We start from the raw sequence: 14,867 nt of genomic DNA on the forward strand, positions 1-14,867 counted from the left end.
TCCTTCTGAATACGAGGTCGGCGGTATGAGCAGTCTTCTGAAGCTGGAAAACATCTGTAAACGTTACCCGGGCGTACAGGCCCTCAAGTCCATCAACCTGCAAGTCGAGCGCGGCGAGATCCATGCCTTGCTCGGCGAAAATGGCGCGGGCAAATCGACCCTGATGAAGATCCTCGGCGGCGTCGAGCATCAAGACGAGGGCCAGATCCTGATCGATGGCCAGGCGCAGCAGTTCGCGACCTATCGCGATGCGATTGCCGCCGGTATCGGCATCGTGTTCCAGGAATTCAGCCTGATCCCCTACCTCACGGCGGTGGAAAACATCTTCCTCGGCCATGAGCTGAGCAACCGCTTCGGCCTGCTGCGCAAGCGCGAAATGGTCGAGGCCAGCGAGGCCTTGTTCAAGCGCCTGGGCGTGACCATCGACCTGCAATGTGCGGTCAAGCACCTGAGCGTGGCCGAGCAGCAGTTTGTCGAGATCGCCAAGGCCCTGGCCCTGGATGCGCGCCTGCTGGTGCTTGACGAACCCACCGCCACCCTCACGCCCAGTGAGGCGGAACTGCTGTTCGAGATCATGCGCGAGCTCAAGCGCCAGGGCGTGGCGGTGATTTTCATCTCCCATCACCTGGAGGAGATTTTCCAGGTGTGTGACCGCATCAGCGTGTTGCGCGACGGCGGCAATGTCGGCGTTACCGATGTGGCCGACAGTGATATCGATCACTTGGTCGAGATGATGGTCGGGCGTCGCCTGGCATGCAGTTTTCCGCCCAAACCGACCCGCGAACGCGGCCCGCTGTTGCTGGAGGTCAAGGATATCCAGCTGGTGCGCAACGGGCCCCACAACCGCTTCCAACTGCACAAGGGCGAGATCCTCGGCTTTGCCGGACTGGTCGGTTCCGGTCGCACCGAACTGGCCCTGGGCATGATGGGCGCGCTGCCGTCGGTGAGCAAAGACGTGTGGCTGCGCGGCGAGAAAATCACCCTCGACGACCCGGCCCAGGCGCTGGCCCATGGCATCGGCCTACTGCCGGAAAGCCGCAAGAGCGAAGGGCTGATCACCGACTTCAGCATTCGCGAAAACATCTCGCTGAACAACCTGCCCAAATACCAGAACGCTTCGGGCCTGATCGACAAAAACCGCGAATGCGCCAGTGTCGAGGGCCTGATGAAGCAACTGTCGATCAAGGCTCCCAGCAGCGAAAGCCGGGTGTTCAACCTCAGCGGCGGCAACCAGCAAAAGGTGGTGATCGCGCGCTGGATCAACCACCACTGCGATGTGCTGGTGTTCGACGAGCCCACCCGTGGCATCGACGTGGGGGCCAAGGCGCAGATCTACGCACTGATGCGCAGCCTTACCGAGCAGGGCTACGCAATCATCATGATTTCCTCCGAGTTGCCGGAAATCATCGGCATGTGCGACCGGGTCGCCGTGTTCCATAAGGGCGCCATCGTCAAGCTACTCGAAGCGTCCGCCGTCAATCCTCAAGAGGTCATGCGCCATGCAACAGGGGGCTCAAGTGAATACGTCCATTAGTACCGGCGACAGCAGCCGGCTGCGCCTCAACCTGGCGCGGCTGGTGCGCTCGCCGGCCTTCTACCCGTTCGTGGGGCTGGTGGTGGTGACCTTGGTGATGATCCTTGCCAGCGACACCTTCCTCACTGCCAGCAACCTGTCGAACATTGCCCGCCAGGTGTCGATCAACGCGATCATCGCGGTGGGCATGACCTGCGTGATCCTCACCGGCGGCATCGATTTGTCGGTAGGGCCGGTGATGGCCTTGTCCGGCACCCTCACCGCCGGGTTGATGGTCGCGGGGCTGCCGCCGGGCCTGGCGATTGGCGCAGGCATGTTGATCGGCGTGGCCTTCGGCATCGGCAACGGCTTGTTCGTGGCCTACCTGCACATGCCGCCGATCATCGTCACCCTGGCGACCATGGGCATCGCCCGTGGCCTGGGCCTGATGTACACCGACGGTTATCCGATTTCCGGTTTGCCGGACTGGTTTGCGTTCTTCGGCCGCGAAAGCCTGTTCGGCATCCAGGTGCCGATCCTGATCATGCTGCTCACCTACCTGGTCGCCTATGTGCTGCTGCAACACACACGCATCGGCCGCTACATCTACGCCATCGGCGGCAATGAAGAAGCCGTGCGTTTGTCCGGCGTGCGCGCAGCGCGCTTCAAGCTGCTGGTGTATGGCATCAGCGGCCTGACGGCGGCGATTGCCGGGCTGGTACTCACCTCACGCCTGATGAGTGGCCAGCCGAATGCCGGCGTGTCGTTCGAGCTGGATGCGATTGCTGCGGTGGTGCTCGGCGGCGCCTCGATTGCCGGCGGGCGCGGCGTGATCGTCGGTACGTTGCTCGGCGCCATGCTGCTCGGCGTGTTGAACAACGGATTGAACATGCTTGGCGTTTCGCCCTACGTCCAAAGCGTCATCAAGGGCGGGATCATTTTGCTGGCGATTTTTATCAGCCGTCAGCGCCACAAATAAACTCCTAACAAGAACAGGACTCGACACCATGGACAAGCACACCGAAATGCAAGCCGTCGTCTGCCACGGCCCCAAAGACTATCGCCTGGAACGCATCGGCAAACCCCAGGCACGCGCCAATGAACTGGTGATCCGCATCGCCGCCTGCGGCATATGCGCCAGTGACTGCAAGTGCCACTCGGGCGCAGCGATGTTCTGGGGCGGCGACAACCCGTGGGTCAAGGCGCCGGTGGTGCCGGGCCACGAGTTTTTCGGCTATGTGGTGGAAGCGGGCGAGGGCGCCGAAGAGCACTTCGAAGTCGCGGTGGGCGACAAGGTGATCGCCGAACAGATCGTGCCGTGCGGTAAGTGCCGTTTCTGCAAGTCGGGCAAGTATTGGATGTGCGAAGTGCACAACATCTTCGGCTTCCAGCGTGAAGTGGCCGAAGGCGGCATGGCCCAGTACATGCGGATTCCCAAGACCGCCATCGTGCATAAAATCCCCGAGTCGGTGTCGCTGGAAGACTCGGCGCTGGTGGAACCGATGGCCTGTTCCATCCATACCGTCAACCGCGGCGATATCCAGCTCGATGACGTGGTGGTGATCGCCGGTGCCGGCACCCTTGGCCTGTGCATGGTCCAGGTCGCTGCGTTGAAGACGCCGAAGAAACTGGTGGTGATCGACATGGTCGACGAGCGCCTGGAACTGGCGAAGAAGTTCGGCGCCGATGTGGTGATCAACCCGTCGCGGGACAACGCCCGCGAGATCATCAATGGCCTGACCGACAACTATGGCTGCGACGTGTACATCGAAACCACCGGCGTACCGGCCGGCGTGACCCAGGGGCTGGACCTGATCCGCAAGCTCGGGCGTTTTGTCGAGTTCAGCGTGTTTGGTGCCGAGACCAGCGTCGACTGGTCGATCATTGGCGATCGCAAGGAGTTGGACGTACGCGGCGCCCACCTCGGGCCGTATTGCTACCCGATCGCCATCGACCTGTTCGAGCGCGGCCTGGTCACGTCCAAGGGCATCGTTACCCATGACTTCCCGCTGGACGACTGGGCCGAAGCCTTCGAGCTGGCGAACTCGACCAAGTCGATCAAGGTGCTGTTGAAGCCGGTGGTCTGAAAAATGAACTACGTGATGGGTGTCGATATAGGAACCCAGAGCACCAAGGCGCTGCTGGTGGATGGTCAAGGTACGATCATCGCCCAGCACAGCCAGGGGTATCGTGTGGATACCCCGAAAGTGCGCTGGGCCGAGCAATGGCCTCAGGTCTGGCTGGATGCGGTCGAGGCCTGTGTGGCGCAGTGCATGGCCAAGGCCGGCGTGGCGGCGGAACAGGTCAAGGCATTGTGCATCAGCAGCCTGTACGGCGGCTCGGGGATTGCGGTGGATGCGCAGATCACGCCGCTGCACCCGTGCCTGATCTGGATGGATCGCCGCGCCGGCGAGCAGGTAGCCTGGGTACGCGAGCAGGTTGACCTGGACCGGCTGTTCGCGATCACCGGCAATTCGGTGGACAGCTACTATGGCTTCACCAAGATGCTCTGGCTCAAGCAGCACCAGCCTGAGGTGTGGGCGAACACCCGCTACCTGTTGCCGCCCAACAGCTATATCAATTGGTGCCTCACCGGGGAGTTGGCGGTGGACCATAGCAGCGCCGGCAATATCGGCGGTGTCTACGACGTGAAGGCGCGTGACTGGTCGGGGGAGATGCTGGATGCGCTGGGCATTCCCCAGACAATGATGCCGCAGCGGCTAGTGTATTCAGGGGAGGTGGTGGGTGGCCTGCTCGACACCTGGGCAACACGCCTGGGCCTGCAAGCTGGCACGCCGTTGCTTGCCGGTGGCGTCGATGCTGCCATGGCCACGCTGGCCGCAGGGGTCACCCAGCCGGGCAACCACGTGGCAATGATCGGCACCAGCATGTGCTGGGGTTACCTGAACCAACAGGTGGACGCCCATCACGGCTTGGTCAGCATGCCCCACGTCTACAACGGCCACCGCGACCTGTACATCTTCGGCGGTGCGATCACGGCCGGTGCCTCGGTCAGCTGGTTTCGCGAGCAGTTCTGCCAGGCCGAAGAGCAACAAGCCAAGGTTACCGGCCAGGACAGCCTGGTGCTGCTGGAGCAGCGTGCGATGAACCTCCCGGCGGGCAGCGAAGGCCTGTTGTTCCTGCCGTACCTGATGGGTGAACGCAGTCCGGTTTGGGATGACCGTGCCAGTGGCAGTTTTGTCGGCTTGAACCTTTACCACAGCCGCATTCACCTGTATCGCGCGGTGCTGGAGGGCGTGAGTTTTGCCTTGCGGCACAACATCGAAGCGGGCACCCGTGGCGCGCATTCCCTGGACCCGCGCTTGATTGTGGTGGGTGGGGCAAGCCATTCGGATTTGTGGATGCAGATCATCGCGGATATTACGCAGTACCCGGTGTACACCATCGTTCAGGAGGTGGAGGCGGCGTTGGGTGCGGCGTTGTTGGCGGCGCATTCGGTGGGGTTGGTGAGTGATGGGGAGATGGACAAAGGGTGGGTGCAATTGGCGCTGCGGGCGGAGCCCAAGGTTGAAAACGTCGGGGTTTATGACCGGGCGTTTGCCGAGTACTTGAAGCTGTATCCCGCGCTGAAACCGATCATGCATAACCTGCAAACCAACTGATTCAACACAGTCCAAAAATGTAGGAGCGGGCTTGCTCGCGAATGCGGTGTGTCAGTCAACAGATTCATTGGCGGATCCACCGCATTCGCGAGCAAGCCCGCTCCACAGGGGATCTTCATTGCTTTTGAGATGTGTATTCATGAACGCAGCCTTCGACTTCACCCATCACCGTATCCTCGTCACCGGCGCCAGCAGCGGCATCGGTCGCGCAATCGCCCAACAGCTCATCGCCAGCGGCGCTGAAGTCTTCGCCCTTGGCCGCGACGCGCAAGCTCTGGCCCAACTCGGTTGCCACACCCTCTGCCTGGACATCGCCGACAGCGCCGCCCTCGACAAAGCCCTGCACGACCTGCCGCCGCTGCATGGCCTGGTCAACTGCGCCGGCATTTCGCGCCTGGAGCCCGCCGCTGCCATCAGCGCCGAAGCCTTCGACCAAGTGATGCAGGTTAATGCCCGTGCCGCCGCGCAAGTCGCCAGCCGCGTGGCGGCCAAGATGATAGAAGCGCAGATCGCCGGTAGCATCGTCAACGTCTCCAGCCAGGCCTCGCTGGTGGCCCTGGACGATCACCTTGGCTATTGCGCGTCCAAGGCCGCGCTGGATGCGATCACCCGTGTGCAATGCGCCGAGTGGGGTCGCTTTGGCATACGCGTCAACAGTGTCAACCCCACGGTGACGCTCACGCCGATGGCAGCCATGGCCTGGTCCGAGCCGGCCAAGCGTGACCCGGCGCTGGCGGCCATTCCATTGGGGCGCTTTGCGCAAACCGTGGAAGTGGCCTTGCCGGTGCTGTTCCTGCTGAGTCGCGCCGCCAGCATGATCAGTGGCGTCAGCTTGCCCATCGACGGCGGTTACACCAGTCGCTAGCCGTTTTCCAACTGGCCGGCGATTACCACCTTGTCCCGTGGCTTGAACGGGTCTTCCAGGCGGTCGAGCAGCAGGCGCACCGCGCTGCTGCCGGCCAGGGACGCATCGTGGGCCACGCAGGCGATGGGCACGCCAAAGATATCGGCGAAGGGCAGGCGGTCGATGCCGCAGATGGTCAGGCTGTCGTGGGCGATGTTGTGCATGCGCAGTGCGCGTAGGGCGCCGAGGGTGATCAACTGGTTGAAGCCCATGATCGCGTCTGGCGCCGAGTGTTCGGCCAGGTAGTCGAGGGTGTGCAGGTAGGAGGGCATCAGAGTGTAGTCGCCGGCCTGCACCTCGACCTCTACCTGCGGGTGTTCGGCCAGCACTTCGCGCAGGCCCTTGAGGCGCTCGACGGTGATACGTGAGTGCTCGGGGCCGGTCAGCACCAGCAGGCGCTTGAGATTTGGTGTCTGGCGCAGCAGGTAATGCGCGGCCTGGATGCCGCTGTGGTAGTTGTCGAGCACCACGCGGCTGAACGGGCTGTCATGGATCGTGCGATCGAGCAGCACCACCGGGGTCTTGCCGTTGGCCAGGCGTTCAAGGTAGTCGGGCTGATAGCTCGGCTCATCCGAGACCGGCGACAGGATGATCCCCGCCACACGGTAGCCCAGCAGGGTATCCACGGCCTTGCTTTCCAGTTCTTCCAGCTCATCGGTGTCCACCAGCATGATGGTGTAGCCGTGCTGTTTGGCCTCGCGGGAAATCGCCTTGATCATTTCGCTGTAGAACGGGTTGTCCACCGATGCGGTGATCACGCCGATGATCAGGCTCTCACTGCGCTTGAGCCCGCGTGCGAAGGCGTTGGGCACGTAGTCCATCTCCCGTGCCACTTCAAGGATGCGCGCCAGGGTGGCCGGCTTGACCAGGTCGGGTTTGCTCAACGCCCGGGACACCGTGATGGTGGTCATGCCGACGCGTTTGGCGATATCGCTGATGGTGACGGACTTTTTCTTGTTCATCGGTAAGGCTGCAAAAGGAAACACTCGCAGGCTAGCATGCGCGCAGGGGGAGGGTGATTCAAATCAATGGGTCCCAGCGCTGCGACCAGTCACTTTCAGCCTTGACCACTTCGCGCAGCAACCCCAGTGCCTGTTGCAACACCGCCGAATCCCGCGCCCGTGAATACACCAGGTAAGTGGGGAAGCTGAACTCCGGCGCCTTGGGCACGCGCTGCATCACGCCATTGTCCAGGTAGCTCTGCACCACGCGGGTACGGAAGTAGCCGGCGCCACCGTTTTCCAGGATGTACTGCAACGCCAGCGGGCCGAGGTTGAAACTCAGCGCGGCGCGGGCCTTGTCGGGCAGGGCGGCATCGTGCTGTTGGCGAAAGCCGGGGCCCCAATCGATATACACGTAGGGGGCCGGATTGCTCACCAATTGCACCAGGATCAGTTTTTCTTCCAACACTTGCTCCACCTGCAACCCCGGCCAGTACTGCGGCTGGAACACCAGCGCGGCGTCGAGCACGCCCAGCTCCAGCTGGCGCAACAGGTACTCGCCTTCGCGTACTTCGGTGCGCAGCGCATGGCCGGGGAGATGCTGACGCAGGGCCTGGGCCCAGCCGAGCATCAATGGGTTGCACAGGCTGACCTCGCCGCCGATATGCAGCACGTTGCGGTAGCCATCGGGCAGCGGCAGGTCGCGTTTTGCCGCTTCCCAGGTTTGCAGCAATTGGTTGGCGTATACCACGAAGGCCTCGCCGTCGGCGGTCAGCCTGGCGCCGGCGCGGTTGCGCACGAACAGTGTGCTGCCTAGCTGGCTTTCGAGGCTTTTGACTCGCGCGGTGATGGCGGTCTGGGTGACGTGCAGTTTCTCGGCGGCTGCGGCCAGGCTGCCGCAGCGGGTGATTTCGAGGAAGGTGCGTGCCAGTTCGATGTCCATGAAGCCCCCCGGGGTTGAATGGAGGGCATTGTAGTGGATGGCGGCCTGACAGCCGACGACAATCTCACTGTGGCCCCACGATCCAAATGTGGGAGCTGGCTTGCTCGCGAAGGCGGCCCGACAGCCGACGACAATCTCACTGTGGCCCCGCGATCCAAATGTGGCAGCTGGCTTGCCTGCGAAGGCGGCCTGACAGCCGACGACAATCTCACTGTAGCCCCACGATCCAAATGTGGGAGCGGGCTTGCTCGCGAAGGCGGCCTGACAGCCGACGACAATCTCACTGTGGCCCCACGATCCAAATGTGGCAGCTGGATTGCCTGCGAAGGCGGCCTGACAGCCGACGACAATCTCACTGTAGCCCCGCGATCCAAATGTGGGAGCGGGCTTGCTCGCGAAGGCGGCCTGACAGCCGACGACAATCTCCCTGTAGCCCCGCGATCTAAATGTGGGAGCTGGCTTGCCTGCGAAGGCGGCCTGACAGCCGACCTGGATGTTGGATCTGCCCGGGTACATATCCGTTATTTAGGTAACGACTACTATTGGTTCCGCCCTTACGGCGGGTCACTTTCGAAAAGCGCGAAAGTAACCAAAGCGCTCTTGCCCCAACACTCGGCACCTCGCCTAGGCTCGGTGTGCCCGTAATCCGACAGGGATTTGGGGGGCCGCCGCCACGCGCCATCCATGGCGCGGGGCGGCTAAACCGGCATCCCTGCCGGTTTACCCCCCAAATCCCTGTCGAATTCCGGCCAGCGTGTTTGACGGGGCGCTTAGGATCAAGATCAAGATCAAGATCAAAAGCAAGAGCACGGCGGCCTGATAGCCGGCCTGAGTGGTTGAATCAAAAGCCGGTAGGTGTAGGCGCCGGCAAGCCGGCTCCTACAGGGGGTATTTCAGGTTGGGGTTTGCGGGGCTTGGAGGTGCTGGGTCGGGAAGGCCTTCGCGTAGGCGTGGCACACCCGCAACACTTGTTCGTCGGCAAACCGCGCGCCCACTACATGCAAGCCCACCGGCAAGCCATTCGTCGCCAACCCACACGGCACCGAGGCCGCTGGCTGTTGGGTCAGGTTGAAGGGGTAGGTGAACGGTGTCCACTGTGTCCATTCCTCCAATCCGGAGCCGGACGGTACGTCGTGCCCGGCGTCGAATGCCGTGATGGGCATCATCGGCGACACCAGTACATCGTAGTGCTCATGGAACGCCGCCATGCGCGCCACCAGGGCTGCGCGGGCTTCGAGGGCTGCGTTGAAGTCATCCAGGCTCAAGCGTTCGCCGCGTTGTGCAATACGCAGCAGGCCTGGGTCCAGCAGCTGTTTTTGCGCATCGTTCATGGGGCTTGTCAGGCGTGCGGCGCCGGCCGCCCACAGGGTGCTGAAGACTTCCAGCGGGTCGCTGAAGCCGGGGTCGATTTGCTCGACATGGGCGCCCAGTTGCACCAGCCCTGCCACCGCTTGAGCGACGACCTTGGCCACTTGCGGGTCGACGTCCACGTAACCGAAGTTCGGGCTATAGGCGACACGCAAACCGTTCAGATCCGTACCCGGTGTGAGCCACGGCGTGGTGCGTGGCGCGCCGATCAAGCCGTCGCGCGTGTCCGGCTGGGCGATGGTCTGTAGCATCAACACGCTGTCTTCCACCGTACGGGTCATCGGCCCCAGGTGCGAGAGAAGGGTCATGGCGCTGGCCGGCCACTGCGGCACATAGCCAAACGTCGGTTTGATCCCGAAGGTGCCGGTAAATGCACAGGGAATCCGGATCGAACCGCCGGCATCGCTGCCTTGGTGCAGCACGCCCAGGTTCAGCGCTGCCGCGGCCCCCGCGCCGCCGGATGAGCCGCCCGCCGTGGTGCGTGTGTCCCAGGGATTGCGGGTAATGCCGTACAACGGGTTGTCGGTGACGCCTTTCCAACCGAATTCCGGGGTAGTGGTCTTGCCCAGCAGCACCGCACCGGCCTTGCGCATAAAGGCGGTGAAGGGCGCGTCGACGTCCCACGGGCCCTCGGCCGATGTGGTGCGCGAGCCCTTGCGGGTCGGCATGCCGACGGTCAGCGTCAGGTCTTTGATCGACGCCGGCACACCGTCCAGCGCGCCGCAGGGTTGGCCGTTGAGCCAGCGTTGTTCCGAAGCGCGCGCGGCGTTCAGCGCGCCTTCCGGGTCCACGTGGCAGTAGGCATTCACCACCGGGTTATAGCGTTCGATACGCAGCAGGGCGTCTTCGGTGACGTCCACCGGTGACAAGGTCTTGTCGCGAAAATGCTGCAGCAGCTGCACTGCCGTCAGTTGGCCGATCTCGCTCATGCCGTTTCCCCCTGGGCTGCATTGACCATGGCGCGCAGCAATACCGCGCAGCCCGCCGCCAGGTCGTCCGGCGCCGCGTTTTCGATTTCGTTATGGCTGATGCCGCCTTCGCACGGCACAAAAATCATCCCGGCCGGGCCGAGTTCGGCGACGAAAATCGCATCGTGCCCGGCGCCGCTGACGATATCCATATGGCTCAAGCCCAATACAGCCGCGGCGTCGCGCACAGCGTTGACGCAGACCGGGTTGAAGTCCAGCGGCGGAAAATCAGCCGTCGGCGTCAGCTCGAAGGTGAGGCCGTGCCTTTTAGCGGTGTCTTCGATCACGCCGCGCACTTCATCGACCATGGCTTGCAGCTTGTCCGCATGCAGGTGGCGCAGGTCGATGGTCATGTGCACTTGGCCAGGAATCACATTGCGTGAACCGGGGTGCAGGCTCAGGCAACCGACCGTGCCGCAGGCGTGCGGTTGTTGTTGATGGGCGATACGGTTGACCGCGCTGACCACCTCGGCGGCGCCGACCAGGGCATCCTTGCGCAGGTGCATCGGCGTCGGGCCGGCGTGGGCTTCTACGCCGGTAAGGGTCAGGTCGAACCACTTCTGGCCCAGGCAGCCCATGACCACGCCAATGGTGGTGGCCTGGTCCTCCAGCACCGGGCCTTGTTCGATGTGTGCTTCGAAGTAGGCGCCCACCGGGTGACCGAGCACGGCGCGGGATCCGGCATAACCGATGCGCTGCAATTCGGCGCCGACCGACAGACCCTGGTCATCGAGCTTGTCGAGGGTATCCTGCAAATCGAACTTACCGGCAAACACCCCGGAGCCCATCATGCACGGCGGAAAACGCGAGCCTTCTTCGTTGGTCCACACCACCACTTCAATCGGCGCGGCGGTTTCGATGTTCAAGTCATTCAGGGTGCGGATCACTTCCAGCCCGGCCATCACCCCGTAGCACCCGTCGAACTTGCCGCCGGTGGGCTGGGTGTCGATATGGCTGCCGGTCATCACCGGGGGCAGGGCGGGGTTGCGCCCGGCACGGCGTGCAAAGATATTGCCGATGGCGTCGACACTGACACTGCAGCCGGCGGCCTCGCACCATTGCACAAACAGGTCGCGGGCCTGGCGGTCCAGGTCGGTCAGCGCCAGGCGGCACACACCACCTTTGACGGTGGCTCCGAGCTGGGCCAGGTCCATCAAGGATTGCCAGAGGCGGTCGCGGTTGATCAGCGGGGCGTTGCTCTTGAGCGGTTGCGCAAAACTATTCATGTGCAATCTCCGGTCAGGCACTCAGGGCCAAATAACGGTTTTTGATGGTTGGGTCGGCGCGGAAGGCTTCGGCGCTGCCCTCGTAGACCACGCGGCCCTGTTCGAGCACGTAGTGGCGGTCGGCGAGCTTGTCGCAGACCATCAGGTTCTGTTCCACCAACAGCACCGGCAGGCCGTCGTCCTTGACCTTGCGCAGGATCTTCACCAGTTCGTCGACGATCACCGGCGCCAGGCCCTCGGTGGGTTCATCGAGAATCAGCAGCTTGGGATCGTTGAGCAGGGCGCGGGCGATGGCGAGCATCTGTTGCTCGCCGCCGGACAGCGCATGGCCGGCGTTTTTGCGGCGCTCCTTGAGACGCGGGAACATGCCGTAGACGTCCTCAAGCTGCCAGCGGCTGGTCTTGCGCGTGGCGATGCGCAGGTTTTCCTCGACCGTGAGCAGGCGGAAAATCCCACGGTTCTCCGGCACCAGCGCCAGGCCCTGGCGCGCGATTTCGAAGATTTTCTGGCCCACCAGCGCCTGGCCGTTGAAGTGGATCTGGCCCTGGCGCGGGCAGATGATGCCGAGGATGCTGCGCAGGGTGGTGGTCTTGCCGGCGCCATTGCGTCCCAGCAGTGTCACCAGTTCGCCAGGGTTGACGGTCAGCGACACGCCTTCCAGCACATGGCTCTTGTCGTAGTAGGAATGGATATTCTCGACGATCAGCATCAGGCAGCCTCCCCAAGATACGCGGTGCGCACGCGTTCATCGGCACGCACGAATTCCGGCGTGCCTTCCACCAGGATCTGCCCGTGGCTCATCACCGTGATGCGTTGGCTGATGGACATGACAATGCTCATGTTGTGTTCGATCAGCAGCACCGTGTGGTCACGGCCTAGGTCGCTGATCAACTGAGTCATGATCGGGATGTCATCGATGCCCATGCCCGAGGTGGGCTCATCCAGCATCAACAGTTTCGGTTTGGAGCAGATCGACATGCCCACCTCCAGCACCCGCTGCTGGCCGTGGGACAACTCGCCGGCGAGGGTATCGGCGCGGGCAGTGAGTTGCAGACGCTCCAGCACCTGGTCGGCCATCTCCAGGTGTTCGCGCTTGCTGTCGACGCGACGCCAGAAATTCAAGGCACGCGCACCGTCGCGGCCTTGGGCGGCCAGCCGCAGGTTTTCGCGCACGCTGAGGTTCTGGAACAGGCTGGTAAGCTGGAACGAGCGCGCCATGCCCAAGCCGACCCGGCCGTGGGCGGGCTTGCGCATCAGGTTCTTGCCGTCGAAATGAATCGCCCCGGCGGTGGCCTGGCGTTCGCCGGTAAGGCAGTGGAACAGGCTGGTCTTGCCCGCGCCGTTGGGCCCGATGATGGTGTGGATGGTGCCGGCCTCGACCTTGAGGTTCACGCCGTTCACCGCATGGAACGCGCCGTAGGCCAGTTCCAGGTCTTTGGTTTCCAACAGGATGCTCATAGCCCTTCCTCCTTGGCGACAGCGGCGGTCTTGCGGCTGCCACGCACCCGTTCAAACAGCGACACCAGGCCGCCCCACAAACCACCGCGCATGAAGATCACCACCAGGATCAGAATCACCCCCAGCAGCATCAGCCAGCGCGGCCACAGGTCGGAGAGGAAATCCCCCAGCAACACGATGGAACCGGCGCCCAGCAACGAGCCGAACAACGAGCCCGTGCCGCCGACGATGGTCATGATCAGGATGTTTTCGGACATCATCAGGTCGATATTCGACAGCGGCACAAAGTGCAGCAGCATCGCGTAGAGCGCGCCGGCGATGCCGGTGACGGCGCCGGACAGCACAAACACCAGGATTTTGAAGTGGCGTGTGTCATAGCCGATGGCTGAGGCGCGGGTTTCGTTTTCGCGGATGGCCATCAGCGTGCTGCCGAACGGCGAAGCGATCACCCGGCGTGCGCCGATGAAGATCAGCAGGAACAGCACCGCGACAAACGCGTAGAAGGCGCGGGCGTCGGCCAGTGACAGCAGCACGGTTTCACCCAGGCGGATCTCCGGGCGTGGCACGCTGAGCAGGCCGTTGTCGCCACCGGTCCAGTCGCTGAGGGTGTAGGCGACAAAGTAGGCCATCTGGCTGAATGCGAGGGTCAGCATCACGAAGTAGATGCCGGTGCGACGGATCGCCAGGGCGCCCACCAGCAACGCCAGGAAGCCACCCGCGATGGCGGCGCCGAGCAATGCGGTGAACAGGCCCAGTTGCAGATGAATCATCAGCAACGCCGCACAGTAGGCGCCGGCCCCGAAGAAGATGCCTTGGCCGAACGACAGCAGCCCGGTGTAGCCCAGCAACAGGTTGCAGGCGAGGGCGGCCATGGCAAAGATCAGGATCTCGGTGGCCAGGGTCGCCGAGGGCAATATCAACGGCAGGCCGATCAGTACCGCCAGCACCCACAGCAACATGGCCTTGGATTGGGTCTTGGCGAACGGCAGGGGATTTTTCTCGCTCATCTCAGGCTCTCCCGAACAGGCCGTAAGGACGTACCAGAATCACCACGGCCATTGCGCCATAGATCATCAGGCTCGCGCCTTGGGGCCAGAGTGTGGTCATCAGGCTTTGCACCACGCCCACCAGCAAACCGCCGACCAGCGCACCGCTGAACGAACCCATGCCGCCGATCACCACCACCACGAAGGCCACCCCGAGAATCTCCGGGCCGACAAAGGGCTGGGCGCCGCGCAACGGGGCGAACAGTACGCCGGCAACGCCGGCCAGGGCCACGCCGAGGGCGAAGGTCATGGAGAACAGGCGGAAAATATTGGTGCCCAGCAGCGACACGGTTTCGGTGCTTTCACTGCCGGCCCGCACCAGGGCACCGAAGCGCGTGCGTTCCAGCAGCAGCCACAGGCCCAGGCCGACCAGCCCGGAGAACACGATGAGGAACAGGCGGTAGTAGGGGTAGACGAAGTCACCCACCACCAGCACGCCGCGCAGCAGTTCCGGCACGGCGACGCTCTTGCCCACCGGGCCCCAAATCATCACGCTGGCTTCCTGGATGATCAGCGCGATCCCTAAGGTCACCAGGATCTGGAACATGTGTGGCAAGTGATAGATCCGCTGGATCAACACTCGCTCGATGACCCAGGCCAGTGCGGCCACCACCAGCGGCGCGATCAGCAGCGCCAGCCAGAAGTTGCCGGTGAGGCTCACAGCGGTGTAGCAGATGTAGGCACCCAGCAGGAAAAACGCGCCGTGGGCGAAGTTGACGAAGTTGAGCAGGCCGAAAATGATCGTCAGCCCGACCGCGATCAGGAAGTAGATCATCCCCAATCCGAGGCCGTTGAGAATCTGGAACAGGTAAAGATTAAGCATGCAGGAACCCTCTGCAGGAGGCCGCTTGCACGGCCCTGCGCTACCAAATTCAGG

At 63.1% G+C, this 14,867-nt stretch carries 13 protein-coding genes; 5 read left to right on the top strand and 8 right to left on the bottom strand.

Translation table 11 applies throughout. The annotated features are described in order from the left end of the window. Positions 1 to 25: 25 nt before the first annotated feature. The 5 genes from AB4O08_RS22810 (at position 26) to AB4O08_RS22830 (ending at position 6,001) form a co-directional block, all read left to right on the top strand. On the top strand, positions 26 to 1,534 hold the full coding sequence (locus tag AB4O08_RS22810) for a sugar ABC transporter ATP-binding protein (protein WP_010209288.1): 1,509 nt from the start codon (positions 26 to 28) through the stop codon (positions 1,532 to 1,534). Beyond that, positions 1,500 to 2,492, top strand: a complete 993-nt coding sequence (locus tag AB4O08_RS22815; RefSeq protein WP_010209289.1) for an ABC transporter permease — start codon at positions 1,500 to 1,502, stop codon at positions 2,490 to 2,492. The genes AB4O08_RS22810 and AB4O08_RS22815 overlap by 35 nt, the downstream gene beginning before the upstream one ends. Positions 2,493 to 2,520: 28 nt before the next feature. Beyond that, positions 2,521 to 3,600, top strand: a complete 1,080-nt coding sequence (locus AB4O08_RS22820; protein ID WP_010209291.1) for an erythritol/L-threitol dehydrogenase — start codon at positions 2,521 to 2,523, stop codon at positions 3,598 to 3,600. Positions 3,601 to 3,603: 3 nt separating this feature from the next. Next, positions 3,604 to 5,136, top strand: a complete 1,533-nt coding sequence (locus tag AB4O08_RS22825; protein WP_042572063.1) for an FGGY-family carbohydrate kinase — start codon at positions 3,604 to 3,606, stop codon at positions 5,134 to 5,136. A gap of 139 nt (positions 5,137 to 5,275) precedes the next feature. Then, positions 5,276 to 6,001: an SDR family oxidoreductase gene (locus AB4O08_RS22830; RefSeq protein ID WP_460114367.1), complete on the top strand. Its 726-nt coding sequence runs from the start codon at positions 5,276 to 5,278 to the stop codon at positions 5,999 to 6,001. On the opposite strand, the gene AB4O08_RS22835 is transcribed toward AB4O08_RS22830, so the two are convergent. From AB4O08_RS22835 to AB4O08_RS22870, 8 genes are all read right to left on the bottom strand, one after another. Beyond that, positions 5,998 to 7,002: a LacI family DNA-binding transcriptional regulator gene (locus AB4O08_RS22835; RefSeq protein WP_045791863.1), complete on the bottom strand. Its 1,005-nt coding sequence runs from the start codon at positions 7,000 to 7,002 to the stop codon at positions 5,998 to 6,000. The two genes, AB4O08_RS22830 and AB4O08_RS22835, sit on opposite strands and share 4 nt — an antisense overlap. 58 nt (positions 7,003 to 7,060) lie before the next feature. Next, complete coding sequence (locus tag AB4O08_RS22840) at positions 7,061 to 7,924, bottom strand: LysR family transcriptional regulator (protein ID WP_010209295.1); 864 nt, start codon at positions 7,922 to 7,924, stop codon at positions 7,061 to 7,063. Positions 7,925 to 8,817: 893 nt separating this feature from the next. After that, positions 8,818 to 10,221: an amidase gene (locus AB4O08_RS22845; RefSeq protein ID WP_460114368.1), complete on the bottom strand. Its 1,404-nt coding sequence runs from the start codon at positions 10,219 to 10,221 to the stop codon at positions 8,818 to 8,820. Further along, a complete protein-coding gene (locus AB4O08_RS22850; protein WP_042572036.1) occupies positions 10,218 to 11,486 on the bottom strand; it encodes a Zn-dependent hydrolase in 1,269 nt (422 codons plus the stop codon). The genes AB4O08_RS22845 and AB4O08_RS22850 overlap by 4 nt, the downstream gene beginning before the upstream one ends. 13 nt (positions 11,487 to 11,499) lie before the next feature. Then, positions 11,500 to 12,195 carry an ABC transporter ATP-binding protein gene (locus tag AB4O08_RS22855; RefSeq protein ID WP_042572037.1) on the bottom strand — a complete coding sequence of 232 codons (696 nt, stop codon included), beginning with the start codon at positions 12,193 to 12,195 and terminating at the stop codon, positions 11,500 to 11,502. Next, the gene (locus AB4O08_RS22860) at positions 12,195 to 12,944 is read right to left on the bottom strand and encodes an ABC transporter ATP-binding protein (protein WP_010209301.1); all 750 of its coding nucleotides are present in this window, start codon (positions 12,942 to 12,944) and stop codon (positions 12,195 to 12,197) included. The genes AB4O08_RS22855 and AB4O08_RS22860 overlap by 1 nt, the downstream gene beginning before the upstream one ends. After that, complete coding sequence (locus AB4O08_RS22865) at positions 12,941 to 13,951, bottom strand: branched-chain amino acid ABC transporter permease (RefSeq protein WP_010209302.1); 1,011 nt, start codon at positions 13,949 to 13,951, stop codon at positions 12,941 to 12,943. The genes AB4O08_RS22860 and AB4O08_RS22865 overlap by 4 nt, the downstream gene beginning before the upstream one ends. A gap of 1 nt (position 13,952) precedes the next feature. Further along, positions 13,953 to 14,813 (bottom strand): branched-chain amino acid ABC transporter permease, encoded by an 861-nt coding sequence (locus AB4O08_RS22870; protein ID WP_021492866.1) that lies wholly within the window; start codon positions 14,811 to 14,813, stop codon positions 13,953 to 13,955. Between the last annotated feature and the right edge of the window lie 54 nt (positions 14,814 to 14,867).

Source organism: Pseudomonas sp. H3_E07 (genome assembly GCF_054668895.1).

Excerpts from the sequence above, each read along its gene's own strand:
- AB4O08_RS22810 (WP_010209288.1), top strand. The coding sequence starts at position 26 with ATGAGCAGTCTTCTGAAGCTGGAAAACATCTGTAAACGTTACCCGGGC.
- AB4O08_RS22815 (WP_010209289.1), top strand. The coding sequence starts at position 1,500 with ATGCAACAGGGGGCTCAAGTGAATACGTCCATTAGTACCGGCGACAGC.
- AB4O08_RS22820 (WP_010209291.1), top strand. The coding sequence starts at position 2,521 with ATGGACAAGCACACCGAAATGCAAGCCGTCGTCTGCCACGGCCCCAAA.
- AB4O08_RS22825 (WP_042572063.1), top strand. The coding sequence starts at position 3,604 with ATGAACTACGTGATGGGTGTCGATATAGGAACCCAGAGCACCAAGGCG.
- AB4O08_RS22830 (WP_460114367.1), top strand. The coding sequence starts at position 5,276 with ATGAACGCAGCCTTCGACTTCACCCATCACCGTATCCTCGTCACCGGC.
- AB4O08_RS22835 (WP_045791863.1), bottom strand. The coding sequence starts at position 7,002 with ATGAACAAGAAAAAGTCCGTCACCATCAGCGATATCGCCAAACGCGTC.
- AB4O08_RS22840 (WP_010209295.1), bottom strand. The coding sequence starts at position 7,924 with ATGGACATCGAACTGGCACGCACCTTCCTCGAAATCACCCGCTGCGGC.
- AB4O08_RS22845 (WP_460114368.1), bottom strand. The coding sequence starts at position 10,221 with ATGAGCGAGATCGGCCAACTGACGGCAGTGCAGCTGCTGCAGCATTTT.
- AB4O08_RS22850 (WP_042572036.1), bottom strand. The coding sequence starts at position 11,486 with ATGAATAGTTTTGCGCAACCGCTCAAGAGCAACGCCCCGCTGATCAAC.
- AB4O08_RS22855 (WP_042572037.1), bottom strand. The coding sequence starts at position 12,195 with ATGCTGATCGTCGAGAATATCCATTCCTACTACGACAAGAGCCATGTG.
- AB4O08_RS22860 (WP_010209301.1), bottom strand. The coding sequence starts at position 12,944 with ATGAGCATCCTGTTGGAAACCAAAGACCTGGAACTGGCCTACGGCGCG.
- AB4O08_RS22865 (WP_010209302.1), bottom strand. The coding sequence starts at position 13,951 with ATGAGCGAGAAAAATCCCCTGCCGTTCGCCAAGACCCAATCCAAGGCC.
- AB4O08_RS22870 (WP_021492866.1), bottom strand. The coding sequence starts at position 14,813 with ATGCTTAATCTTTACCTGTTCCAGATTCTCAACGGCCTCGGATTGGGG.